The sequence below is a fragment of the Flectobacillus sp. BAB-3569 genome, assembly GCF_002270355.1.
Classification (GTDB): domain Bacteria; phylum Bacteroidota; class Bacteroidia; order Cytophagales; family Spirosomataceae; genus Flectobacillus; species Flectobacillus roseus.
In genome coordinates, this window is the sequence record NZ_NJFZ01000006.1 from 46189 (window position 1) to 71677 (window position 25489).

A 25489-nucleotide genomic window follows, 5' to 3' on the forward strand; every position below is an offset into this window, starting at 1 on the left:
ACATAATTACTAACGCTTATAATCGATTTTACGATTTTGGTTTTAGCATTAAATTTTATCAAATTTATAAAATAAAGAACTATAGTCCAATATTTATAATTATATTAGATTATGATTCTTCCATATTGAATATTTGTGGATTATTTTTATTGTAAAGGTGGTGGTTTAATCTCAAAAAAGATTTTTATTCTATGGCTTCGTTAGATAATACAGATTTAAGGATATTAAAATTGTTGCAAGAGGATGCTTTGATGACCAATAAAGAGATTGCCGCAAAGCTTAATTTGACAACAACGCCCGTTCATGAGCGTATCAAACGTCTTGAGCAAGATGGAATAATCGAGAAATACACGGCTATTCTCAATAAGTCTAAATTGGGAAAAGGACTGGTGGTGTTGGTCGATGTGACACTAAAAGAGCATGCCGCAGAATATTTGGCACAGTTTGAGCGCGATGTACTGTTGCTACCAGAGGTAGTAGAATGTTATTGTATTTCGGGAGGAGCGGATTTTTTACTGAAGGTATTGGTCAAAGATATGGACGAGTATCGTCAGTTTATCTTACATAAATTGGCAACATTGGCCAATATCGGAAATGCGCAAAGTAGATTTGTCGTAAACGAAATCAAAAGCCAAACGCCCGTTCCGATACAAGTCTAATAAGTGATGAATTGTGAGTTTTGAGTGCAAAGTATTATAAAAACAATTTCGAATATTGGATTTGGGATTTCGGAAGTATAAGCTTCTATATTTTGTAAAAAACAAAGGTATTTTTCTTTATTTCCGAAATCCTAAATCTGTAATAGTTTAAAATTCTTAGAACATTCCGTACTCAAAACTCACTACTCATCACTACTTCACCGCTGGTGGAGGTGTTTTTTTGCCAAAAACTGAAATGTTAACATAGCGTTTTGGTGCCAAGCGGAAGTCAATGAGGAGTTTATCCAAATCAACCATAGTTTTGTTGAGATTGGTATATAACGAGTCATCTTTCAATATTTTTCCAAGACTTCCTTGACCTGCCTGAATACCTGCCATTACTTTTTGCAAATCATCCAAAGACTTTTGTGTACTAGCCAACGCTTGATTGATTTTGAGTGCGTTTAGTGAGTCAGCCATTTTGTTGAACTTCCCTAAAAGAGGCTTAAACTGCTTTTCTGTTTCTACTAAATTTCCTGAAAGTGTTTTCAAGTTTCCAGTGATGCCATTAAGATTCGAACGATTTTCGGCAATAGTGCTATTCATAGAAGTGCCAAGCGTCGTAATGGTAGAATTAGAGTTTTTGAGTAATATATTTAACGCTGCTGAAGTAGATTGGAAGCCTGCTACTACAGTTTTGAGCGTAATCAATAAGGAGTCTACATGATTGAGTGCTGGCAAAGCTTTTTCCTTGAGGACGTCCGTCAGACCTGTTTCCAAAGTACCTTTTAGTTGGCCTCCATCAGCAATAGCAGAACCTTTTCCCATTTCTAAGCGAATGAGCTTTCCGCCCAATAAACCATCGGAGGCTAAAATAGCTTTAGTACCTTGTGGTAAGATTAGATCTTTGCGGATACTTAATATTACTTGGATTGAATGTTGAGCATTATCTTGTAGTATTACGTCTTTTACAATCCCGACCTTAAGACCGCTCAAAGCCACTTGGCTAGAAGGAACTAGGCCTTGTACGTCGTTGAATGTAACATAATATGTTTTTTCTGAAGAGAAAAATGAAGAACCCTTCAGAAAATTAAAACCAAGATAGAGCGCTGTAAATGAGATTACAGCTAAAATACCGACTTTCGCTTCTTTTGATATATTCATTGATGTAAGAAATGGTAAAGAGCGTGATTTTATGAAAACCACTATTTACTAAATAAGAGCTTAGACCAAACTCTTTAATGTGAGTATTATAAAGCAATGACAATGGAAAAGCGTTTTTCCACCAGCTTAGTTTTCAATTTCTTCTTTGTAAGACTTAAAAGCTCTGAAAATAGATTTAGCTACCTCATCCTGACCGTCAGAAGACGAGAGATAATCTTCCTCGTTGGGGTTTGTTAAGAAACCTACTTCCACCAATACACTTGGCATAGCCGTTTCCCACAAAACTAAAAAACCTGCTTGTTTTACGCCATAACTTGTGCGGTCGCTATATCTTTTGAACTGACGTTCGATTTTTTGAGCAAATTTAAGACTATTATTCATAAAGGCACTTTGATAATTTGCCATCATGATATGAGCCAATGGAGAGTTAGGGTCAAAACCATTATAGGTCTTTCTATAATCCTTTTCTTGCAAAATTACTGAGTTTTCCCTTTTGGCGACATCTAGGTTTTCTCCTGTTTTATGTAACCCCATCGTATATGTTTCAGTTCCTTTGAATTTTTTGGAAGGATGTGAATTACAATGAACAGAGATAAAAAGGTTAGCCCTATTACGATTAGCAATGGCCGAGCGCTCGTGCAAATTTACAAATACATCTGTCTGACGGGTGTAATATACTTTAATGTTGGGGTATTCTTCTTTGATTTTTTTGCCAAGAGCCAATACGATTTTTAAAGCTATATTTTTTTCTCGTACACCCGATGGCCCCGAACAGCCAGGGTCTTTGCCGCCGTGACCTGCATCTAGTACAATGGTACGAATATTGGTACTAGCCGATGTAACTGCAATAGAGTCAGGCATAGACTCTATTTGTGGCAAACTGAAGCCAGTTAAACCACCGATCATTAGTATTAGAGAGAAACCTTTAAGAAAGTTTAACATTATTTTCAGGCTGGTTCGTAAACAAGAACGTTATATAAAGTAATTTTGTATTTTAAATCTTTTTTGAATTGATAAAATTGGAAGGCATTAAAGATAAGAATACTTTATTTTCCAATAATTTACTAGAACTCGTCCTATACAATGGATAATTCCTATAGAACAGGCAAATATAATTTTTTAAGTCTTTCAAAAAAAGTCCTACTCTTAATCGGTACGATGTTCGTACTAGGTTTTGCGTATTCGGCAAATGCACAAAGACTTCTCAAAGGCAAAGACAACAGCAAATCTACCAAAACCACTGCAACTTCTACCAAAGTTTTGCCAGTGGATACTTTGCGTAAAAACAATCTTGATTCTTTAGGAAAGAAAGGTGCAAAAACTGTTCCTGATTCGCTCAAAAAGCAAGATGAACTAGAAACGACTGTACAGTACACAGCACAAGATTCGACCATTATGGATACCGAAAAACAAATCGTGTATCTTTATGGGGATGCCAAAGTAACGTATGGGAATATTTCCTTGCAAGCAGACTTTATCAAACTTAATTGGGCCATTAATCAAGTAGACGCTAACGGAACGATGGATTCTACTACCAAAAAAGTGAAAGGTAAGCCCGTATTTAAGCAGGGAAATGACGAATACAATGCCGATGAAATCAAGTATAATTTTAAGTCAAGAAAAGCCCTAATTCAAGGGATTGTTACTCAGCAAGGAGAAGGCTATGTACAAGGGAAAAAGGTAAAAAAGGATGATGAGGATAACCTATATATCCGAAATGCAATTTATACAACCTGTAATTTGGCACAACCACACTTCCACATCAATGCCTCTAAAATTAAAATTGTAGGAAAAAAAGAAATTGTGGCAGGACCTTTCCACATCGAACTCAACAATATTCCCTTGCCGATAGGTTTACCTTTTGGATTTTTTCCATATCGCCCACCACAGGAGTCAGGTACTTCGGGGATTTTGATGCCTACTTATGGCGAAGAACCCTCAGGTCGTGGTTTTTACTTGCGTGATGGGGGGTATTATTTTGCGCTTAGTCCCAATATTGGTGTAAGAGCTACAGGTGAAATTTATGGTAATGGTAGTTGGGGACTTGGAGCCAACTCTCAATATGTGAAAAGATACCGTTATAGTGGTAATTTTAACGTACAATACCGCAAAGGAATTGATCCTGACGAGTCGAAAGTCGATCCTACTGTTCGTAATGACTTTTCGATTCAATGGTCGCACTCACCACAAAGTAGAGGTAATTCGAGTTTCTCTGCATCGGTCAATGTTGTGAGTAATAGCTATAATCAATACAATAGCTTTGTTACCTCTAACTATACCTCCAATGCGACTAACTCATCGGTACAATATTCTAAAAACTTTGGACAGACGATTCGTACAGGGGCAAGTATGAACATATCCCAGAATACCACAACCAAAGAGGTTACTTCTGCCATTAATTACAACTTTGGTCTAAATCAAATACAACCATTTAAAAAGAAAAAAGCCGTAACAGAAAGATTTATAGATCAATTCCGTTTTGGCTTAGATTTTACAGGCTCTACAAGTATTACCAACAAAGTGGCACTAGACAACCGTTCGTATTTGTCGCTTCCTTATACCGTATATCGTAGGGTTGACCCTACAGATACAAATCTTAATAAACCTGTAACTATTACTAATTCCACTTCAACAAATTTGGAAAGAGATGGGGTTATTGGTTTCAATTTTGATAATTTAGGTACTATCTTGAGTAAGGGGCAAACGAAAATGCAGTATTCCATCCCTATCTCTTTGCCGAATATCAAACTTGGTCGCTATATCAACCTTACCCCTGGGATGAGCTTATCAGGAAATGTTTATACGAGAAAGTATAATTATAAATTCTTGAATTTTAACAACTTTGCTACCTCGGATTCATTACGAAGACTTGGAGCTGTGAAAATAGATACGACAAATGGGTCATTTATAGACTACCAATACGCATTTACCATGAGTATGAACACTCGTTTGTACGGAACACTAAACTTCAAAAACTTTGGACGTTTGGCAGGTATTCGTCACGTAATGACACCATCGGTTAGTGTGAGTTTCACTCCAGATTTCACTGACACAAAATATGGGTTTTATCAAGACGTAGTGTTAACAAATAGTAGTACTGGGAAAAAAGATACACTCAGAATATCTGCATTTAATCCAACATTAACAAACGTCGGAAGTAGATCGGGAGGTATCAACTTTAGTTTAAACAATACCATAGAAGCGAAAGTAAAAGCAAAGTCTGATACAGCCGCTAAAGAGTTTGAAAAACTCACCATTATCGATAACCTTTCGTTATCGACCAATTATAACTTTTTTGCTACCAAGTACAAATTAGCTCCAGTATCTTTTGGGGCAACTTCGAGGGTCAAAAAATTTGATATTAATATCGGCGGTACGCTCGACCCTTATGTATATCAAGTCAATTCCAACTATGGTTCAGTCGGTGAGCAGTTGGATGAATATATGTTTTCGACAGGAAAAGGGCTAGCCAATCTTTCGGCCTTTAATATGTCGATAGGTAAAAGCTTTAAGCCTGGAGGGAATAAGCCTAAAACTAGCACCAATGGTACAGAGGGACAGATGAAGCAAATCAATCGCAATATCGATTCTTATGTAGACTGGAGTGTGCCTTGGGAGTTTCAGTTTAGTTATCAATACAACTATGCTAAACGTGGTTTAGCACCTGCCGTAACAGTTAGCGCAGTTACCTTCTCTGGTAGTGTAAAGATGACCGAAAAGTGGGATTTTAAAGTTCAGTCAGGTTATGACTTTATTAACAAAGGGGTATCATTGACCAATATTAGTATCCATCGCGATTTACACTGTTGGGAAATGCAGTTTAACTGGACACCAGCCGCCAGTCCATTGTATGGTCGTGCTAGTAGCTACTCATTCGACTTACGTGTGAAATCGTCCTTATTACAAGAACTCAAGCTCTCTCGTCGTCGTTCATTCTACGATAATGGAGGTTTCTAAAATACACATAAAGCCGTTGCATGCAACGGCTTCTTTTTCTTATGATACGCGTTCCTTCTTTCATACATGCAGGAGAGTTTCAGTCCTTAAAAATTAAGGATATGACTTTTGTTGCCTACCGAAATCAGGACCCACCACTCAGAAATGAAGTGTTTTTTGAAGAACATGCCTTGATATTTGTCCTTGAAGGTGAAAAGAAATTTGTTACGCCCGAACAAGATATTCGTGTCAAAAAAGGCAATGTGGTATTCATCCCTCGTGGTTATTATACCATGCAGGAGGCCATCAATAAACAATATAGAAGTTTGGTTTTCTTCTTTAACGAAAAGCTACTCAAAGAATTTGTGGCAGGACATTTGAGCCTTTTTCAAGAAAACTCTCTAGTCGAACCTGACCCTAATCAAGGTTTGTTGGTATTTGGTATCAATGAAAGTTTGGAGAAATATATCGACTCTATTTTCCCTTATTTTCATCTCGAAACACAATATCTCAATCACTTTCTGAACCTAAAGCTTCAAGAGTTACTATTGCATTTGCTCGAGATAGACCCTACTGGCAAGCTCAAGTCGATTGTTTACAATATTTACAAAGGAGAAAAAGCCGATTTGGAGTTTTTGATGGATAGCTATTATCTCAAACCTTTGTCGATGGAAGAGCTTTCGAGACTTTCAGGAAGAAGCTTATCTGCATTTAAAAGAGATTTTCAGAAGCAATTTCAAACTTCACCAGCACTTTGGCTTAAAAACAAAAGGTTGGAACATGCCCGACTTTTATTAGAAAATACGGGCATGAACGTTTCTGAAATTAGTATGGAAATTGGCTACGAGAGTGTTTCTCATTTTATCAAAGCCTTCAAAGAGAAATACCACGTTACGCCAAGTCATTATAAAGAAGGAGAAAGAAGCTAGTCTATGAAATTCGTTGGCTTTCTTTCTGGTGCTTCCATAGTTCTTGGAAAATAGCACTGTTGGCTAGCAGATACTCAAAACTGCCTTCATCTACAATATGTCCTTTTTCGAGGATATATACATAATCAAACTGGCTCAGCAAATGCAATCTGTGCAGAGTGGATAGCACAGCTTTTCCTTCAAATTCTTTAAATAATTGCTGATAAATCAAGACTTCTGTTTTTGGGTCAACACTACTGGTTGGTTCGTCGAGCAGTATAATTTGTGAGCTACGTGCTGCCAATACCCCGCGTGCCAAAGCCAAGCGCTGTTTTTGTCCTCCCGATAGGTTTACGCCCTTTTCTTGAATATTGGACTGTAAGCCATTTGGCAATTGCTTGATCACGTCGGTAAACTGGGCTACATCACAAACTTGTAAAATATCAGACTCCTCAAATGGCAATCCTAGCGTGATATTGTATTCGATGGTATTCTCAAAAATTTCTGGTTCTTGTGGAAATAGCGTAACCGTTTCGGCCAAGATACCAATATCATCTTTTGTCTTACCGTCTAAGTCTATTTGAACACCTTTTTCGGGTTCATACAGTCCACGAAGCAAAGCCAAAAGCGTACTTTTTCCAGAGCCACTTTCTCCAATAAAAGCAATACGTTTTCCTTTGTTGATTTGAATTTTGAGCTGATGTAGTGCCTGAGATTTATTTTCCAGACTATAATTTTCTTGATGTGAAAAATTTAGGTTAGAAATCGTCAAGGCAGACCAGTTTGCTGGAAGGCTTTCTTCCTCTTCAGGACGATGATGTTCGCGATATGCCTGCGAAATAGTACGAGCTGTTTGCACATCAGTATTATGCTGAATAATTTGGGTATAAAGCCAAGCCACATCATGAAAGACACTCGTAAAGTTGTTGACATATCCTAATAATGTCACTAAACCTCCTACCATAAACACTTTACCAACTTCCCAATTTTGATAAACATAACCTACCGTAATTACAACATAAATCAATCCCACAAGCATATCTGCCACAAACCATTTCCACTCGTTGATGACCACCTGCTTACGGAAGGGCGCAAAAACATGTTTGATTTTGTCACTTAAACTTTGCTCCATTTGTTTTTCCAAACGAAGTGTAATCACCGTAATAATATTCGAAAGACTATCAAAAAGCGTGGAAGATACCACGTGCTCACGCTCGTTGGTTTCGTCGAGTGCTTTGATAAAAGGTTTATCAAACTGAGCAATGACCCAAATGGTAAAAATGCCCAAAAGCACACCAATGGCACCAAACAAAGGCGAAAAGTAAAGCATCGCAATGAATGAAAAGAAGAATTTGGAAAAGGCATGCAAATACATAAAGCCATCCTGAAAAAAAGTCTTTAGGGCTTCATATGCTTTACGAATACGGTTGATCGTCGCACCGCTATGATTATCTTGGTGCCACTTTACAGGCAAATGTAGCGTTTGATGATAAAGCTCATGCAGAAAGTTACGGCTAAGATTAAAAGCCAAACTGCGTTCCATTACGCGTGCTGTACCATGAAAAGTCCATTCTACAAAGCGCAATAGCAAAAAGCCTATCCCATAAATCCATGTGTCTTTGAGGACATCCATACCTTTGAGCTGGATTTTGTCGATAAACCAACCGTACCAGATAGGATTGAGAGAAAAAATAATGTTTGCGACAATAAAGAGCGCATATACCAACAAGAAGCGTTTTTTTTCTTGTCGAGCATATTGCCATGCAATTTTTAAAAGAGAAATATAAGGATTGTTTGCCATAATGATATAGGAGGGAAATCTAAAGTGATAAATGCTTTAGTTTTCGCTCCTTTATTTTTGAAATCTTAATAAAATACAATTTTTATTGAAAAAGTAAAGTTTCAAAAAAAGAATGAATTCTGAATAAGTTTGAGATAATAAAAAAGTTAAGAATCGAAAAAAAATCTTCTTTTTACATAAAGAATAGTTTTTAATAATAATCTTTTTAGAATTTTATTCTAAAAAGATAGCCAATATGGCATGTATAATAGAATTTTATTCTTTAAAATAATCAAAAATCCAATCTTTTTTATCCTTCCTTACAAACCAGATTTTTGTATAGTCAATAATTTTACATAGCTTTGATATATGGAAAATAATAGCACAAATAAATCTTTTATCATCATTAAGCTCCTCGCTGATTAGTGAGACAAGGTTCTTTTGTGCAAATCGAAGCCTTTTCTCACAACCAACTGAGGAAAGGTTTTTTTATACCCATTGCAACGACTATTTTGTAACCAAGAAACAACATTTAACAAATCATCAATCCCTTTAAAAAGTCATGAGTCAAAGAATTCAAATATTCGACACAACATTGCGTGATGGCGAGCAAGTTCCGGGCTGTCAATTGAACACAGAAGAAAAATTGCAGGTTGCTGAACAATTAGAATTACTTGGGGTAGATATTATTGAAGCTGGTTTTCCAATTTCATCTCCAGGTGATTTCCGTTCTGTAGAGGAAATTGCGAAACTCGTGAAGAATGCCACAGTTTGTGGTTTGACTCGTGCTAAAAAAGAGGATATTGATGCAGCTGCTGCAGCTTTGAAACATGCCAAAAGACCACGTATCCACACAGGTATCGGTTCTTCGGATGTACACATTCAGTACAAATTTAATTCAACTCGTGAAAAAATCATCGAACAAGGCGTTTGGGCAGTAAAATATGCTAAAAGCTTTGTTGAAGATGTAGAGTTTTTTGCAGAAGATGCGGGTCGTGCAGATTTAGCATTTTTGGCTCAATTGACAGAAGCTGTTATTGCCGCAGGTGCTACAGTAGTAAACTTGCCAGATACAACAGGTTATTTGTTGCCAAACCAAATGCATGAGCGTATTAGCTACTTATTCGAAAATGTTTCGAATATTCACCAAGCTACGATCTCGATGCACAACCACAATGACTTGGGCTTAGCTACTGCTAATACCATTGCAGGTATACAAGCAGGAGCTCGTCAGGTAGAGGTTACCATCAACGGTATCGGTGAAAGAGCTGGTAATACTTCATTGGAAGAAGTTGCTATGATTTTGAACGTACATAAAGGTTTAGGTTTCGAAACAGGTATCAACCCTAAATTTTTGTACCCAACTTCATTGATGGTTTCTAACTTGATGGGTATGCCAGTACAGGCAAACAAAGCAGTAGTTGGTGCTAATGCTTTTGCTCACTCGTCGGGTATTCACCAAGATGGTTTCTTGAAGCATGCGCAAAACTACGAAATCATGAATCCTGAAGATGTAGGTGTGCCTTCTTCAGCCATCGTTTTGACTTCTCGTTCGGGGCGTGCTGCTTTGCGTCACCGTTTACAATTATTAGGTTTTGCTTTTGAAAAACCAGAACTTGACAAATTGTACACACGTTTCTTGTTGATGGCCGATGAGCGTAAGCAATTAAACGACGAAGATTTGAAAGAATTGGTAGGCTAAAACAACCTACTTCAAGATACGGGAAAAAGGTCTTTGTGATAAACATTTTGTTTGTCATAAAGACCTTTTTCCTTTATTGACCATTAGATAATTTTTAAGTGAAAACATAGAATAATTGAGCGTTCACTCAATTTCTTGACGTATATTCAAAGCATAAATGATAAGCCTCAAAAAATACTTCTTAAACTCAAAACTCGATCCCAATCATTAAATCAAATTTGAAGATTATGTCAAAGTCACTATCTTATCTGTTTACCATTTTATTGAGCTTGATGCTTATTGACGTGCCAGCTCAGGATATTAGTAAATATAAGTTTTTAGCTTATGGCGCATTACCAGCTTGGACTGGCGTAGCTGTAGACTGGCATACCTCTCCCAAGGTGTATATCTATGACCCCAAAGAAACCCGTGGGCATGCCGAGTTTGTCAATAAAAAGCTTGGTCGAGCCATTGATTTTAAACAGTTTAAAACATTGGCTTCAACCTCAAAAACACGCCAATATCTTCCTTTTTTGTGTATGACCTCAGTGCGAAACCCTATGCAGTAGGGGCACAGAAATATACTTATGCTGTAAGGGTTGAAGATTATTCTTATGACGATACTCCTGCCTTAATGGCAAATGATATCATAAAGCTTACCCAACTAATATCAGCTACTTACAAGCAGTTTAAGGGAAAGCCTTTGGTGATAGTCAATACCAAAGAAAAGCATATTTTGAGTCAGCAGGTATTAGAGCCTTTTCTCAAAAAACACCAGTTCAATACCGCTGTGCCGATGAATCTTATCAAGCATTTTGATGGATTTAAAATCGAGGTGCTCAATGAGGTTGTAGCAGTGGGACGGTTAGTGCATGTCAAAAATGAGAAAGAAATGGTAAAGCTGACTCCACAAGATATTGCAATTTTTGAACATATTCCAGAAAGAGTGCCACCATTAGCGGGTATTATTACGCTCGAACCCCAAACGCCACTTTCGCATGTAAACCTTTTAGCCAAAAACCGCAAAACGCTTAATATTTCATTGACAAGCCTTTCGGCTTGGCCAGAGTTAAAGGCAAAAATTGGTCAAATAGTAGAAATAAATCCAAAATTCCAGAAGCTGATTATCAAAACTGTTACGTCAGATTATGCGGCAAAATTTTGGAAAAATAATCAACCTCAAAAAGTAAATATTCCCAATCCTGAATTAACGTTTGAGTCTACCATTCCGCTCAATAAACATTTTAAGCAATATCAGAAAGTCAACTTAATTGGTGCCAAAGCCAATAATTATGCTTTGATTCATGAGTTATTAGGCGAAGAATATGTTTTGCCTGCTTATGCGATTGGTTTTAAGCCGTATATGGATTTATTAACACAAGGAGCTGATAAAGAAATTAACTTTTTTCTGAGTAAAAAAAGCACTTTAAATAAGTCTGAAAAACAAAAAGCGCTTGCTCGAATTCGCAATGTGATTACCAAAAGTACACCAAGTGCGGCCATGCTCGAATCTCTGCGTGGGGTATTGAATAAGTATTTTGCAGGAAAAAAAGTAAAACTACGTAGTTCTACCAATTGTGAAGATTTACCCCAATTCAATGGCGCTGGGTTATATACTTCCAAAGGGTTTAATGTAGCTGATAACGATAAAGTTTTAGCCGAAAAAATCACAAAGGTCTATGCTTCTTTGTGGAATGATGAAGCATTTGAGGAGCGCGAATATTTTGGAATAGATCATAAGAAAGTGGCAATGGCTATTTTGGTAAGTCCAGCCTTTGTTGATGAATTTGCCAATGGGGTGATTTTAGTAACGCCACACGAGAAGAGTGGAAATGTGGATGTGTTAGTCAATACCCAACCAGGCGAAAATGAAGTAGCAAATCCAAAGAAAAATGATAAACCAGAGGCTTTCCTAGTAGGACAAAATGGTGTAGTGAGTTCAATAAAAAGTCATTCAAATCTTGGTAAGGTATTTATCGGAAATGAACAAGTTTCAGCCTTGCTAAAAGTCTTGAGGATTAATGCCATCAAAGTACACCAAGCCTTAATGAATCGTCAGAAAGAATCAGGAGATAAGCAGCTTTACAGTACTGATATTGAATTTAAAGTAGTGAAAAATACCGATGGACAATACTTCTTGTATTTCAAGCAGGCTCGATTATTACGTAATCATATTTTGCCTGAGTAAAGTATTGGTATAAATAACAAAAACGGTAAAGATTAATTCTTTGCCGTTTTTGTTATTTCAAGAAATCAAACCCTAAACGATAGTTTTGATTTTTAACTCATCCAATTGTTTTGCATCAATCGTAGATGGTGAATCAATCATTACATCGCGTCCTGAGTTGTTTTTCGGGAAAGCGATAAAGTCACGAATTGAGTCAGAACCACCAAACAATGAGCAAAGACGGTCGAAACCAAAGGCCAAACCACCGTGAGGAGGAGCGCCGTATTCGAAGGCATCCATCAAGAAACCAAACTGGTGTTTTGCTTCTTCGTCAGAGAATCCAAGTGTTTCAAACATTTTAGCTTGAAGGTCTTTTTGGAAAATACGAATAGAGCCACCACCAACTTCAACACCGTTTATAACCATATCATAAGCATTGGCACGAATTTTACCTAAATCACCTGATTTCAAGAATTCGATATCTTCTGGCTTAGGAGACGTGAATGGGTGGTGCATGGCAAACCAACGATTTTCTTCTTCGCTATGCTCCAACAATGGGAAGTCTACAACCCAGTGTACAGAGTATTCGTTAGGATTACGCAAGCCCAAACGGTTACCCATTTCCAAACGCAATTCGTTTAATTGCTTTCTTGGTTTGTCGCCATCGCCACACAAAATCAACAATAAATCGCCTGGTTGTGCATTGGCTGCTTCAATCCATTTTTTCAAATCTTCTTCCGAATAGAATTTATCTACCGAAGATTTGATTGAACCGTCAGCATTGTAACGTACATAAATCAAGCCTTTTGCGCCAATTTGAGGACGTTTTACAAAGTCAGTTAATTCGTCTACTTGCTTACGAGTGTATTCAGCGCAACCTTTTGCATTGATACCTACAACTACTGATGCAGCATCGAATACTGGGAAGTTTTTATCAGAAGTTAAATCAACTTCTTCGCTTTTCAACTCATAAAACTCCATACCAAAACGAATATCTGGTTTGTCAGAACCATAATATTTCATGGCATGAGCATACGTCATACGAGGAATTTCGTTGATTTCAAGCCCTTTCAAGTTTTGGAATAATTGACGAATCAAACCTTCGAACATTTGAAGAATATCTTCTTGCTCAATGAATGACATTTCGCAGTCGATTTGAGTAAACTCAGGTTGGCGGTCTGCACGTAAGTCTTCGTCACGGAAACATTTTACGATTTGGAAGTAACGGTCAAAACCCGAAACCATCAAAAGCTGCTTAAATGTTTGTGGCGACTGAGGCAAAGCATAAAACTCACCTGGGTTCATACGTGATGGAACTACAAAGTCACGAGCACCTTCAGGCGTAGATTTAATCAAAACAGGCGTTTCTACTTCGATAAATCCTTGCTTGTCGAGGTACGAGCGTACTTCTTGAGCCATTTTATGACGCAAAATCAAGTTCTGGCGAACAGGATTACGACGTAAATCTAGGTAACGATATTTCATACGAATATCATCGCCACCATCTGTTTCATCTTCAATTAAGAAAGGAGGAAGTTTAGCAGGGTTCAAAATGCTTAACTCTGTTACCTTCACTTCAATATCTCCAGTAGGTAATTTATCATTTTTTGAAAGACGCTCAACTACAGTTCCTGTCACCGAAATCACAAATTCACGTCCTAGCGAACGAGCAGTTTCGATAGCTTCTTTTGGCGTTTTACCCTCTTCCAACATCAATTGGGTAATACCATAGCGGTCACGGAGGTCAATCCAAATCATACCACCTTTGTCACGAGTACGTTGTACCCATCCACAAAGCGTTACGATTTCGTTTACGTTAGCGATACGAAGTTCGCCGTTGTTATGAGTTCTTAACATAAGTTTTTGATACGGACGGTATTGTCCGTCTATGTAATCTCTTATTTATGAAAAAATATGGACATACCTGTCCGAGCTAAATAATTCGTAAAATTACAGAATTTGTGGGGTGTCACCCAAAAGAATTTAAAATCTATTTGAGTGGAATCTGTAACTTTCTTTAGGATTTGTAAAAAAATGCCAAGAAAGAAGAGCCTTCTCGCAAGTATTTGTAGGTTCCGCCGTATTGTCTTTTTATTTTTTATGAAAAAAAATCATATTTGAGAAAAATACTACAGACGTATAATGCTCAAACATTCCCTCCAATCTGTAGTTTCATAAGAGGATTGAAATAGATATTTGAAGAGAAAATCCTAACAAAAAAAGAATGAAAAAAGTCGCAATTATAGGAGCAGGTATAGCAGGAATCGCTTCGGCTATTCGATTGGCACACAAAGGATATGCCGTAGAAGTGTTTGAAGCGAACGAATATGCAGGTGGAAAACTCAGTAGTTTTGAGCAAAATGGCTACCGATTTGATGCAGGGCCTTCTTTGTTTACCCTGCCACATTTGGTAGAAGAACTATTCCAGTTAGTAGGGAAAAAAGTGTCTGATTTTTTTGAATATGAGCGATTATCTACGATTTGTCATTATTTCTGGGAAGATGGAACTCGACTAAATGCATACGCTGAACCTCCCAAATTTGCACAAGAAGTGGAAAAGGTTCTGGGTATTTCGGCAGCGAAAGTAGAAGAGTTTTTAAAAGATAGTGCATTCAAATATGAAGTCTTGGACGGGTTGTTCCTGCAAGATTCTTTACACAAGTTATCCACATGGACTTCGAAAAAGGCCTTACGAGGATACTTAAATCTTCCTAAACTTGGCATTTTTGGAACGATGAATCATGCCAACGAAAAGTATTTCCAACATCCCAAGTTGGTACAACTTTTCAATAGATATGCCACCTATAATGGTTCAGACCCCTATCAAACTCCTGCAACATTGAATATTATTCCGCATTTGGAATATAATGTGGGTGCTTTTTTCCCAAAAAAAGGAATGGTTGATATTACGAATGTGCTTGTCGATTTGGCAAAATCAATCGGAGTAAAATTCCATTTTCAATACCGTGTAAAAGAAATTCTTACCCAAAATCAGCAAGTAAAGGGCATTCGTGTTGTATCTCAGCATAGAGAAGAGCAAGAACTATTCTTCGACAAGGTAGTTTCTAATATGGACGTTACCCATACCTATCGCAAATTATTACCCCAATCTCCTCATCCTGATAAACTGTTAAATCAACCCAAATCTAGCTCAGGTGTAATTTTTTATTGGGGAGTAAAAAAGGCTTTTCCTGAATTAGGGCTTCATAATATCCTATTTAGTGATGATTATCGGGAGGAGTTTCGAGTGATGTTTGAGGATAAAAAGATTTTCAAGGACCCAACAGTATATATCAACATTAGTTCCAAACACAAGCCAGACGATGCACCAGAAGGTTGCGAAAACTGGTTTGTACTTATCAATGCACCAGCCAACGAAGGACAAGATTGGGATAAATTGATTCAAGACCTGCGCCAGCAAGTCATCGATAAAGTATCTAGAATATTATCTTGTGACTTAGCATCTTTAATTGAAACGGAGTCTATCCTAGATCCAAGGAGTATTGAGCTGAAAACATCATCGGCACAAGGAGCATTGTACGGAAATTCGTCAAACAATAAGTATGCGGCATTTTTAAGGCATGCGAATTTTTCAAAAACTATCAAAGAATTATATTTTGTAGGCGGAAGCGTACACCCTGGCGGAGGAATTCCTCTGGCCTTATCTTCAGCCAAAATCATGGCAAAGGAACTTTGAAATACCTACTTGCTTACTTAATTAAAGTTTCGGAACTTTGCCGAATCAAAACGAAACCTATGGGTTTTCGAAAAACAAGATTTAGCTATAACAAAATGATTCAACGTACACAAAGTCTTTTATTGGCATTAGTAGTAATTGCCATGGGAGTTGTAATTAGTAGCCCAATTTGGGAAAAAAGTAGTGCTGCACTCAATCAAAAAGTCGTATTGACAGCCAAAGCTTTGGAGCATGCACAAGGTACTACCACTGTAAGCTCAAGCACGATTTATATTGCAATTTTGGCTGGATTAGCAGCGCTTATTGCAGCATTTTCTCTTTCTCAATACAAGAAAAGAGTATTGCAAATGTCTTTAGGAGCCTTAAATTCGGCAGTTTTGGCGGGTGTATTAGGCGCTAGTTTTTTCAATGTTTTCAAAGAAGGTATTCCACTTTTCGAACCAGAAAACCAAGGCAACTACGCTTTAGGTTTTTATGCTGGCGTATTTGCTTTATTGGCAAATATGATTGCCAATCGTCTAATCCGTCGCGACGAAATGCTAGTGCGCTCAGCAGATAGAATGAGATAGTTGTAAGTGTGGAGTTTAGAGTTTAGAGTGCTGAGTTTTTAGAATATGTACTCAGGAATCCAATAAATCCTGTCTATTGATTGTCAGTAGAGACGCAATACCGTACGTCTTAAACCGAAAAACATAGCAGTATCAAAAAGGCGGTCGAAAAACAATTTTCGACCGCCTTTTTGATAAATGATTTGACGATAAGTCTAATTTCAAAGTTTGGGATGACTCAGATCTATTTCGAAGAAGATAACAAAAAAAAATCTACATCAACTCTTTGCCTTGAGCCTGTTGCCTGATCCCTATCAAAATCTAAACCAGCCCTTCCTTCAACAAATCATGTAAGTGAACAAAACCGATAGGTTTTTGATTTTCTAGTACTACTAAAGAAGTAATATTTTTCTCCTGCATTACTTGAAGGGCTTCTGTTGCATACGCATCAGGTTCTATTGTTTTTGGATTAGCGGTCATAATATCTTTCGCTTCCAAACCTGTCAAAACCTCGTACTTATTCAACATTCTACGAACGTCACCATCAGTAATAATACCCGCCAAAGTACCGTCTGCATTCACAACGGCAGTTGCCCCCAAACGTTTCGAACTGATTTCTACAATAGCATCTTTGATAGACGTATTGTATTGAACAATCGGTAATTCATGATTTGGATAAATATCACTTACTTTCAAATACAATTTTTTGCCCAAAGCACCACCAGGGTGATATTTAGCAAAATCGGTACTACTAAAACCACGGCATTCCAATAGACATACAGCCAAGGCGTCACCTAGCGCAAGTGCCACCGTTGTACTAGTGGTAGGTGCTAGGTTGAGTAAGTCTGCTTCGCGTTCGGCTAAAGCATGCAAAATAAAATCAGCGTTTTTCCCTAAATACGATTGAGGATTTGAAACCATCGCAATGAGTTTCACCCCTGTACGCTTAATCAGCGGTACAAGTACCTTAATTTCAGGCGTATCTCCAGATTTAGAAATACACATTACGGTATCTCCATATTGAATCATACCAAGGTCGCCATGAATAGCGTCGGCAGCATGCATAAACAAAGCTGGCGTACCTGTCGAATTAAGTGTTGCAACGATTTTTTGAGCAATGATTGCAGATTTACCAATACCTGTAATCACAAAGCGACCACGACTGTTAAGTAAGTGATTTACACATGATTCAAAATCTGAATCAATTTTATCAATAATTTTTTGTATCGCTTCGGCTTCTTCCTGCAAAACTTTTTTTGCTGTTGATTGAATATTTTTTACTAATTTCAATTTTAGAAACGGTTTTTAATGACTGGTTTTGTATTAATTTTAGTGCAAAGATAAACTATTATATAAGTACAGTCTCACAACCACCAAATATCAATTTTATTCATAACCTCAAATAAGTTTGAAGACAATGAGTGTTAGTCAAGAGACCACCGACTTGTTGAAGGAAAAACTCAAAGAAACCTTCGGTTACAGCCAGTTTCGTGGCGAGCAGGAAGATATCATTAAGAATACTTTAGCAGGAAAAAATACTTTCGTAATCATGCCAACAGGGGCAGGCAAGTCATTGTGTTATCAATTACCAGCCATAGCCACTGAGGGGACTGCTATTGTTATTTCGCCATTGATTGCATTGATGAAAAACCAAGTGGATCAGATGAACGCTTTTGGTATCAATGCGCAGTTTTTGAACTCGTCGCTCAATAAAGCAGAGATGACGAAAGTAAAAAATGACGTAATCAGTGGTCAAGTGAAATTGTTGTACATTGCTCCTGAGTCTTTGACCAAAGAAGATAACCTTGCTTTCTTGAAACAAGCAAAAATTTCTTTTGTGGCCATCGACGAAGCGCACTGTATCTCCGAATGGGGACACGATTTCCGCCCAGAATATCGCCGAATTCGCAGTATTGTCGAAAGCTTAGATAGTACTTTGCCAATTATTGCGCTCACCGCAACTGCAACACCAAAGGTGCAACAGGATATTCAGAAAAACCTGAATATGGATGATGCTACTTTGTTTAAGTCGTCTTTCAACCGCAAAAATTTGTATTACGAGATCCGTGCTAAGCGTGATGATATTGATAAGCAGATTATCAAATTCATCAAGGTGAATCACGGTAAGGCAGGTATTATCTACTGTCTGAGTCGCAAAAAAGTTGAAGAAGTAGCCGAGGTATTGAATGTAAACGGTATCAAAGCGCTTCCTTATCATGCAGGCTTGGATAGCGATATTCGTATGGCCAACCAAGAGGCTTTCTTGAACGAGGAGGCTGAAGTAATGGTTGCTACGATTGCCTTTGGTATGGGTATCGATAAGCCAGATGTTCGTTTTGTAATCCACTACGATGCGCCAAAATCATTAGAAGGATACTACCAAGAAACAGGTCGTGCAGGTCGCGATGGTTTGGAAGGTATTTGTATCATGTTCTATGCAAAAGAGGACATCAACAAACTGGATAAGTTTAACAAAGACAAAACCATCAACGAGCGCGACAATGCCCGCATGTTATTGAACGAGATGGTATCTTACTCTACGCTAGGAGTTTGCCGTCGTCGCCAGTTGCTTCACTATTTTGGAGAGCATGTTGAAAAAGATTGTGGCTATTGTGACAATTGTAAAAAACCAACACCAAAGTTCAAAGTAGAACAGGAGGTAGTTTTGGCATTACAAGCAGCTATCATGACAGGTGAGCGTTTTGACGCCCAGCACTTGGCAGATGTATTGCTTGGTCACAAAAACCAATACGTTACAAGCTACGAGCATCATAAATTAGATATTTTTGGAAAAGGGAAAAGCTACTTCAAACTTCAAGCCGACGACGATGAGGACGAAGAAGATGAAGAAGATGAAGAAGTAGAATACTCAGATGAGGAAGATGAGGATGGAAATCCGATTCCGAAACCTAAAGCTAAAAAAGCGCCAAAAACAACTAAGAAAAAAGCACAACAGCAAGAACCTGTAGAACAATGGTTGTCGGTTATTCGTCAAATTACTGTTTTAGGATACTTAGAAAAAGATATTGAAAACTACGGTATCTTGAAAGTATCTGAAAAAGGTCATGCTTTCTTGAAGGATTCTTTCCCATTAACGCTTTCGAAAGATCATGACTACGAAAACGAACACATTGAGGAAGAGGACGAAAAAGAATCATTAGCTGGTGGTGGTGGTTCGTACGATGCTGCATTGTTCGAATTGTTGAAAAACCTTAGAAAGAAAATTGCGAAAGACAAAAATTTGCCTCCTTACGTAATTTTCCAAGATCCTTCTCTCGAAGAAATGGCCACCACGTATCCTACTACCAAAGAGGATATGGCTCAAATCAACGGTGTGGGTATGGGTAAAGTAGTGAAATTTGGTCGTCCGTTTATTGACTTAATCAAAAAGTACGTAGAGGATAACGAAATAGAAACTGCTACTGAGGTAGTCGTAAAATCGACAGTTAATAAGTCAAAAATCAAAATTCATATTATCCAGCAGGTAGACCGCAAAGTAGATTTGGACATTATTGCCGAACAAAAAGAATTGGCAATGGAAGACCTCATCGAAGAAATCGAGCATATCTGTTATTCGGGAACAAAACTCAACTTGGATTATTATATCAATCAAGTAGTGGAGCCAGACAAGCAAGACGAAATCTATGACTATTTCTTGCATGCCGAAACCGATAATATTGCAGTAGCATTAGATAAATGTGGAATTGATGATATTACAGAGGAGGAATTACGCTTAATGAGAATTAAATTCTTGAGCGAACTTGCCAACTAGATTATCAAAAAAATAAAACAAAGAGGTATTAAGAAAACCTTGTTCAAGCATTTTAAATAAACAAACTATAGGTTTAAGGAATAAAAAGTCGATAATATTTGTTGGCAATTTATGACTTCAAACACATCGTCAAAATCTTCCAATTAATAAGATTCTGATAGTTTTGTTAAAAATGCTGAGCTAGGATTTCATAAATGCCTCTTTGTGCGTTAATTTTGCTATCCCTTTGTACTCAATTCAATTTCAAACAAATAGTCTTATTTAAAGGCTGTTTATTTTAGATTAACCAATTCAATGAACATACTAATTTTAGGCTCGGGCGGACGTGAACACGCATTTGCTTGGAAAATCGCTCAAAGCCCCCTTTGCGAAAAATTATTCGTAGCTCCAGGTAATGCTGGCACAGCTGCTATTGCTACAAACTTGGCTGTTGGCTTCAATGATTTTGAAAAAATCGCAGAGCAAGTTTTAGAAAATCAAATCGAACTAGTAATTGTTGGCCCTGAAGAACCACTTGTAAGAGGTGTTCGTGACTATTTCCAAAGTCGCCCAGATTTACAACATGTTTTGATGGTAGGACCAGACTCGAAAGGGGCAATGCTAGAAGGTTCGAAAGATTTTTCGAAAAACTTTATGGTAAAATATGGTATCCCTACTGCAAAATCACAAACTTTTACGAAAGATACACTAGAGGATGGTTTAGCATATTTGGCTACCCAAAAGCTTCCTATCGTATTAAAAGCTGATGGACTAGCAGCAGGTAAAGGAGTTATTATTGCCCAAACATTAGAAGAAGCTCAAACATCACTTTCAGAAATGCTTGTTGATGCCAAATTTGGCGATGCTAGTAGCAAAGTGGTAATTGAAGAGTTTTTGACGGGTATCGAACTTTCGGTATTTGTCCTTACTGATGGAGAATCATACAAAATTCTTCCTGAAGCAAAAGATTACAAACGTATCGGCGAAGCAGATACAGGTTTGAATACAGGTGGTATGGGAGCTGTTTCGCCAGTGCCTTTTGCTACCGAAAAATTTATGCAATCTGTTGAAGAAAATATCGTTAAACCTACACTAACTGGTCTACAGGCAGAAGGTATCAAGTATAATGGTTTTATCTTCATCGGTTTGATGAATCACGAAGGAGAACCTATCGTGATTGAGTACAACGCACGTATGGGCGACCCAGAAACAGAGGTTGTTCTACCACGTATCGAGTCAGATTTATTAACTCTTATGATAGCAACCGCTAAAGGCGAATTGGGGCAAGCAGAGTTTTCTGTAAGCAAACAACACGCCGTAACTACTGTAGTAGTAGCAGGAGGCTATCCGGGTGACTATAACAAAGGTGATGTAATTGTAGGTTACGAAAACGTAGAAGATGCCTCAATTTTCCATGCTGGTACCAAACTTGATGGAAACCTTGTAGTGACAAATGGTGGTAGAGTAATGGCTCTGACTGGAATGTCTAATACATTAGAAAGAGCTATCCAAAAATCACAAAAAGCGGCTAGTACTATCTCATTTGAAGGTAAGTATTATCGTCGCGATATTGGTTTGGACGTGCTCAGGTATAGTTAGTCGCTGAACCTCTTTGATGGAGTTAAGGAAGAACATAAAACAGTCTAAGGCTGAAAAACTTGAATTTCACTTAGTCCAAAAGAGATCAGTGTTTCACTGAGTTTTGAGCCATAGTAAAAAAGATTTCAGGAAATATATTCCAAAGTCAAACCTTACTTATCCTCATTATCTCGTTCACTTTTGAAGATATATGGGATGCAAATCATGTTCCACAGGTAGTTGTGGTACTCGTAATAACAATGGTGCTGTAAGTGGCTGTAAAAACAACGGTGCTTGTAGTACAGGTGGGTGTAATAAAATGAACGTATTTGACTGGTTGTCGAATATGGAAGTGCCCGCATTTAGTAAGTTTAATATCATCGAGGTAAAATTTAAGGGTGGTCGTAAAGAATATTTTCGAAATGTCAATCAAATCGAATTATACGCTGGCGACCCTGTAATTGTAGATGTGCCAAACGGGCATCATCTTGGCTTTGTTTCGCTTCAAGGTGAATTAGTTCGCCTTCAAATGTTGAAAAAAAGTATCAAAGATGATGAAAATGTTCGTGTAGTTTATCGTAAGGCCAATGATAAAGACTTGGAAAAGCATGAGCAAGCAATCGCTCGTGACTTGCCAACGATGTATCGTACTCGCGAGATTATCAAAGAACTTAAATTGGACATGAAGTTGTCTGATGTCGAGTTTCAATCTGATAATACCAAAGCAATCTTCTATTACTCGTCCGACGACCGTGTAGACTTTCGTGAGCTTATCAAAATTTTGGCAAGCGAGTTCAAAGTCAGAGTAGAAATGAAGCAAATTTCTTTGCGTCAAGAAGCTGCTCGTGTGGGAGGAATTGGCGTTTGCGGTCGTGAACTTTGTTGTTCTACATGGTTGACAGACTTCAAAAACGTTACGACCTCGGCGGCTCGTTATCAAAATCTTTCATTGAATCCTGTGAAATTATCAGGGCAATGTGGTCGTCTGAAATGTTGTCTCAACTATGAACTTGAGACTTACATGGATGCCCTCAAAGATATTCCGACTATCGAGAAGCCTCTACAAACTTTGAAAGGTGAAGCGCTTTTACAAAAAACTGACATCTTTAAGCGTGTCATGTGGTTTGGGTATCGTGGCGAAGAAAGTAACTGGATTCCTGTGACTGTCGATAAAGTGAGAGAAGTTGTTGAGCTAAATGAAAAAGGCATTCAGCCTCAATCTTTAGACGTAATGGAGAGCACACCAGCTTCTTTAGATTTAGATAAGGCAAGTTCTGGATTGAATGCTGACTTGGACAAAATGGACAAGAAATACAGCAACAACAAGAAAAAGCCTCATAATAAAGCTAAACAAAACGATAAACACCAAGAGGTTAAATCTGAACGCAGAGAACATAAGCATGAGAGAAAAGACCCTCGTGTGGATGTTTCTGACAAAAAAGAGAAAGCTGTAGTTGTGGATAAAAAGCCGCAGCAACAACCTCAACACAATAACCAAAAGGGTAATAATCATAATAAGCATCAGGCTAATCATCATAAAAACCCTCAGGCAAAGGCTCAGCCACAGCAGCCAAACAATGCTAATGCTCCTAAGGTTAACCCAAATCAAGGGAATAATCCTAATAATCCACAACAAGGAGGACAACAAGCAAAACCGGCTCATAAGCCTCAACAGAACAACCCTCAAGGAGCTAATAAAAATGGGAAAGGCAACCATAATCGTCCGCCACATCAACATAAAAATGGCAAGAATGATAACAATAAACCTTCTCAAAGCTAGTTGAAAGAGTAATACCCATTTTCACAAAATCGAAGGTGAACTCATTATATAAATAAGAAAGGAGTTTGGGCGAGAAATGAAACATTTCAAATCCAACTCCTTTTTTTAATCCATCGTACTCTTATGTTCCTCAAAAGTTTGAAATCGAAAATTTTTATTGGAAGTATTTTATTGGCAACGGCCATGTCAGCTTGTGATTCAAATACTATTTTGAAAGATAATTATAACATTGCTGACGCCAAGTGGTTTATTAAAGATACCCCCGAATTCGAATTCAACGTCGATGACACAACAATGACCTATAATGTGTTTTACAATGTTCGTAACAATCGTTCATATCCCTACTATAACCTTTATTTGACGCATTATTTATCTGATGATAAAGGAAAAGTAATTCATCAAAAATTGGATGAATTAGTACTTTTTGATCCAAGTACAGGTAAAAAGCTAGGAGAAGGCTTAGGCGATGTGTATGATCATAAAATTTTGGCGTTTAAAGGTTTCTCTTTTCCCAAAAAAGGAAAGTATAAAATTCAGGTAAAACAATATATGCGCCAAAATCCCCTTGCTGACATTGTCAGTGTAGGTTTTACCATCGAAAAAGCAGGCATTAAGTAATAAGGCTGAATTATAAGTTGTGAATCAGGACTGTACGAAGGATTCCAAACTATTGCAGATTGGGGATTTTTGATTTCGGAAATAAAGTAAAATACCTTTATTTTTCACAAAATATAGAAGCTTAAACTTCTGAAATCCAACATCCGATATCCGAAATAAATGGTTTTATAATCCTTCGTACAGTACTAACTTCATATCCACAATTATCTAATTTAAGTTTGTACAATTACAAAAATAATAAGGCAAAATAAAATTGCATTATTGGGCTTTCGGCAGTTGGCTATGGGCACTCGGTAAAATGTTTCTATGGTTTTCTGAGAATTTAGCCTAATGCCTACTGCTAATCGCCAACCGTACATACCCATTGGTTTTAAGCAGATACTAATCACATGCAAAAGTTTTTACCACTGTTTCCGCTCAATTTAGTGGTTTTTCCTTTGGAAGACCTCAATCTTCATATTTTTGAACCTCGCTATCGTCAGTTGATAAAAGATGCTATTCAACAAAACTCAACCTTTGGAATACCTGCGTTTATTGATGGTAAAATGCAAGGTTTTGGGACAGAAGTAAAGATTACATCCGTTTATAAAGCATATGATGATGGTAGGATGGATATCAAAACACAAGGTGTTAGAGTATTCAGAATTTTAGATTTTCAGAATCCTGTAGAAGGTAAATTGTATGCTGGAGGAGAGGTCGAAGCCCTAAAAGACCCAGAAATTACACCACCTGTTTTACCACAATTATTGGAGCAAATAAATGATCTTTATGCGCTTCTTGGAGAAGACAATAAATTTAATATTCAAAAACCACAGCCCTATTCTTTCCAAATAGCCCACAAAATAGGTTTATCGATAGAGAAAGAATATGAGTTGCTCAAAATGCCAACAGAAGCCGAAAGACAGGCTTATATCTCCAAACATTTGGAAAAGGTCTTGCCAGTCTTACAAGAATTGGAAAGAACCAAAGAGCGTATTCGCATGAATGGGCATTTTAAGAACTTAGACCCACTGAATTTTTAGGAAAATTCACGGGATGAAGTGTGAGTTATCCCGAATTTAGCGATTGAGTGATTGAGCGAATGAGTGATTATGTTAAAATTTGTATTCTCATGGTAGAGACGTAATAATTGTGTCTTATACTGAGTACAATCCAGTATGGGAGCATCAAAAAAGCGGTTGGAAAATATTGTCCGACCGCTTTTTTGATGAAAACTTGGAGGATAACCCCAATCTTAAAATTC

Annotated in this window: 18 protein-coding genes; 13 read left to right on the forward strand and 5 right to left on the reverse strand. The window is 37.6% G+C overall.

Annotated features, from left to right (window positions below):
• The first annotated feature begins 191 nt into the window (after positions 1-191).
• On the forward strand, positions 192-659 hold the full coding sequence (locus BWI92_RS06065) for an Lrp/AsnC family transcriptional regulator (RefSeq protein WP_095161226.1): 468 nt from the start codon (positions 192-194) through the stop codon (positions 657-659).
• A gap of 192 nt (positions 660-851) precedes the next feature.
• Here the strand turns inward: BWI92_RS06065 and BWI92_RS06070 are convergent, their stop codons facing one another.
• A complete protein-coding gene (locus BWI92_RS06070) occupies positions 852-1802 on the reverse strand; it encodes an MlaD family protein (protein ID WP_095161227.1) in 951 nt (316 codons plus the stop codon).
• Between the two features lie 126 nt (positions 1803-1928).
• On the reverse strand, positions 1929-2744 hold the full coding sequence (locus BWI92_RS06075) for an N-acetylmuramoyl-L-alanine amidase (protein ID WP_095161228.1): 816 nt from the start codon (positions 2742-2744) through the stop codon (positions 1929-1931).
• Positions 2745-2885: 141 nt separating this feature from the next.
• On the opposite strand from BWI92_RS06075, the gene BWI92_RS06080 reads away from it, so the two are divergent.
• Complete coding sequence (locus BWI92_RS06080; protein WP_141234698.1) at positions 2886-5759, forward strand: putative LPS assembly protein LptD; 2874 nt, start codon at positions 2886-2888, stop codon at positions 5757-5759.
• Between the two features lie 41 nt (positions 5760-5800).
• Complete coding sequence (locus tag BWI92_RS06085; protein ID WP_095161645.1) at positions 5801-6667, forward strand: AraC family transcriptional regulator; 867 nt, start codon at positions 5801-5803, stop codon at positions 6665-6667.
• Position 6668: 1 nt separating this feature from the next.
• Here the strand turns inward: BWI92_RS06085 and BWI92_RS06090 are convergent, their stop codons facing one another.
• The gene (locus BWI92_RS06090) at positions 6669-8447 is read right to left on the reverse strand and encodes an ABC transporter ATP-binding protein (protein ID WP_095161230.1); all 1779 of its coding nucleotides are present in this window, start codon (positions 8445-8447) and stop codon (positions 6669-6671) included.
• Positions 8448-8988: 541 nt separating this feature from the next.
• Here BWI92_RS06090 and BWI92_RS06095 point away from each other — a divergent pair.
• From BWI92_RS06095 to BWI92_RS06105, 3 genes are all read left to right on the forward strand, one after another.
• Positions 8989-10128 carry a 2-isopropylmalate synthase gene (locus BWI92_RS06095; protein ID WP_095161231.1) on the forward strand — a complete coding sequence of 380 codons (1140 nt, stop codon included), beginning with the start codon at positions 8989-8991 and terminating at the stop codon, positions 10126-10128.
• 227 nt (positions 10129-10355) lie between these two features.
• The gene (locus BWI92_RS06100; protein ID WP_095161232.1) at positions 10356-10676 is read left to right on the forward strand and encodes a hypothetical protein; all 321 of its coding nucleotides are present in this window, start codon (positions 10356-10358) and stop codon (positions 10674-10676) included.
• A complete protein-coding gene (locus BWI92_RS06105) occupies positions 10643-12295 on the forward strand; it encodes a PEP/pyruvate-binding domain-containing protein (protein WP_141234699.1) in 1653 nt (550 codons plus the stop codon). The genes BWI92_RS06100 and BWI92_RS06105 overlap by 34 nt, the downstream gene beginning before the upstream one ends.
• 72 nt (positions 12296-12367) lie before the next feature.
• On the opposite strand, the gene aspS is transcribed toward BWI92_RS06105, so the two are convergent.
• The gene (gene aspS, locus BWI92_RS06110; protein WP_095161234.1) at positions 12368-14131 is read right to left on the reverse strand and encodes an aspartate--tRNA ligase; all 1764 of its coding nucleotides are present in this window, start codon (positions 14129-14131) and stop codon (positions 12368-12370) included.
• A 367-nt stretch (positions 14132-14498) separates the two neighbouring features.
• On the opposite strand from aspS, the gene crtD reads away from it, so the two are divergent.
• Positions 14499-15971 carry a 1-hydroxycarotenoid 3,4-desaturase CrtD gene (gene crtD, locus BWI92_RS06115; protein WP_095161235.1) on the forward strand — a complete coding sequence of 491 codons (1473 nt, stop codon included), beginning with the start codon at positions 14499-14501 and terminating at the stop codon, positions 15969-15971.
• A 59-nt stretch (positions 15972-16030) separates the two neighbouring features.
• Entirely contained in the window at positions 16031-16540 is a 510-nt protein-coding gene (locus tag BWI92_RS06120; protein ID WP_095161236.1) for a DUF4293 domain-containing protein, read from the forward strand.
• A gap of 300 nt (positions 16541-16840) precedes the next feature.
• Here the strand turns inward: BWI92_RS06120 and BWI92_RS06125 are convergent, their stop codons facing one another.
• Positions 16841-17809 carry an SIS domain-containing protein gene (locus BWI92_RS06125; protein ID WP_095161237.1) on the reverse strand — a complete coding sequence of 323 codons (969 nt, stop codon included), beginning with the start codon at positions 17807-17809 and terminating at the stop codon, positions 16841-16843.
• Between the two features lie 127 nt (positions 17810-17936).
• Between BWI92_RS06125 and BWI92_RS06130 the strand changes: the two genes are divergently transcribed.
• The 5 genes from BWI92_RS06130 to BWI92_RS06150 all read left to right on the forward strand — a co-directional run bounded on the left by BWI92_RS06130 (position 17937) and on the right by BWI92_RS06150 (position 25268).
• Positions 17937-20291, forward strand: a complete 2355-nt coding sequence (locus BWI92_RS06130; protein ID WP_095161238.1) for an ATP-dependent DNA helicase RecQ — start codon at positions 17937-17939, stop codon at positions 20289-20291.
• Positions 20292-20585: 294 nt separating this feature from the next.
• Positions 20586-21869 carry a phosphoribosylamine--glycine ligase gene (gene purD / locus BWI92_RS06135; protein ID WP_095161239.1) on the forward strand — a complete coding sequence of 428 codons (1284 nt, stop codon included), beginning with the start codon at positions 20586-20588 and terminating at the stop codon, positions 21867-21869.
• A 190-nt stretch (positions 21870-22059) separates the two neighbouring features.
• On the forward strand, positions 22060-23628 hold the full coding sequence (locus tag BWI92_RS06140; RefSeq protein ID WP_095161240.1) for a regulatory iron-sulfur-containing complex subunit RicT: 1569 nt from the start codon (positions 22060-22062) through the stop codon (positions 23626-23628).
• 138 nt (positions 23629-23766) lie between these two features.
• Positions 23767-24246: a gliding motility lipoprotein GldH gene (locus BWI92_RS06145; protein ID WP_229362745.1), complete on the forward strand. Its 480-nt coding sequence runs from the start codon at positions 23767-23769 to the stop codon at positions 24244-24246.
• 389 nt (positions 24247-24635) lie between these two features.
• On the forward strand, positions 24636-25268 hold the full coding sequence (locus tag BWI92_RS06150; RefSeq protein WP_095161242.1) for an LON peptidase substrate-binding domain-containing protein: 633 nt from the start codon (positions 24636-24638) through the stop codon (positions 25266-25268).
• Positions 25269-25489: the final 221 nt, after the last annotated feature.

Excerpts from the sequence above, each read along its gene's own strand:
- BWI92_RS06085 (WP_095161645.1), top strand. The coding sequence starts at position 5,801 with ATGATACGCGTTCCTTCTTTCATACATGCAGGAGAGTTTCAGTCCTTA.
- BWI92_RS06070 (WP_095161227.1), bottom strand. The coding sequence starts at position 1,802 with ATGAATATATCAAAAGAAGCGAAAGTCGGTATTTTAGCTGTAATCTCA.
- BWI92_RS06120 (WP_095161236.1), top strand. The coding sequence starts at position 16,031 with ATGGGTTTTCGAAAAACAAGATTTAGCTATAACAAAATGATTCAACGT.
- BWI92_RS06140 (WP_095161240.1), top strand. The coding sequence starts at position 22,060 with ATGGGATGCAAATCATGTTCCACAGGTAGTTGTGGTACTCGTAATAAC.
- BWI92_RS06080 (WP_141234698.1), top strand. The coding sequence starts at position 2,886 with ATGGATAATTCCTATAGAACAGGCAAATATAATTTTTTAAGTCTTTCA.
- aspS (WP_095161234.1), bottom strand. The coding sequence starts at position 14,131 with ATGTTAAGAACTCATAACAACGGCGAACTTCGTATCGCTAACGTAAAC.
- purD (WP_095161239.1), top strand. The coding sequence starts at position 20,586 with ATGAACATACTAATTTTAGGCTCGGGCGGACGTGAACACGCATTTGCT.
- BWI92_RS06095 (WP_095161231.1), top strand. The coding sequence starts at position 8,989 with ATGAGTCAAAGAATTCAAATATTCGACACAACATTGCGTGATGGCGAG.
- BWI92_RS06075 (WP_095161228.1), bottom strand. The coding sequence starts at position 2,744 with ATGTTAAACTTTCTTAAAGGTTTCTCTCTAATACTAATGATCGGTGGT.
- BWI92_RS06100 (WP_095161232.1), top strand. The coding sequence starts at position 10,356 with ATGTCAAAGTCACTATCTTATCTGTTTACCATTTTATTGAGCTTGATG.
- crtD (WP_095161235.1), top strand. The coding sequence starts at position 14,499 with ATGAAAAAAGTCGCAATTATAGGAGCAGGTATAGCAGGAATCGCTTCG.
- BWI92_RS06130 (WP_095161238.1), top strand. The coding sequence starts at position 17,937 with ATGAGTGTTAGTCAAGAGACCACCGACTTGTTGAAGGAAAAACTCAAA.
- BWI92_RS06090 (WP_095161230.1), bottom strand. The coding sequence starts at position 8,447 with ATGGCAAACAATCCTTATATTTCTCTTTTAAAAATTGCATGGCAATAT.
- BWI92_RS06065 (WP_095161226.1), top strand. The coding sequence starts at position 192 with ATGGCTTCGTTAGATAATACAGATTTAAGGATATTAAAATTGTTGCAA.
- BWI92_RS06150 (WP_095161242.1), top strand. The coding sequence starts at position 24,636 with ATGCAAAAGTTTTTACCACTGTTTCCGCTCAATTTAGTGGTTTTTCCT.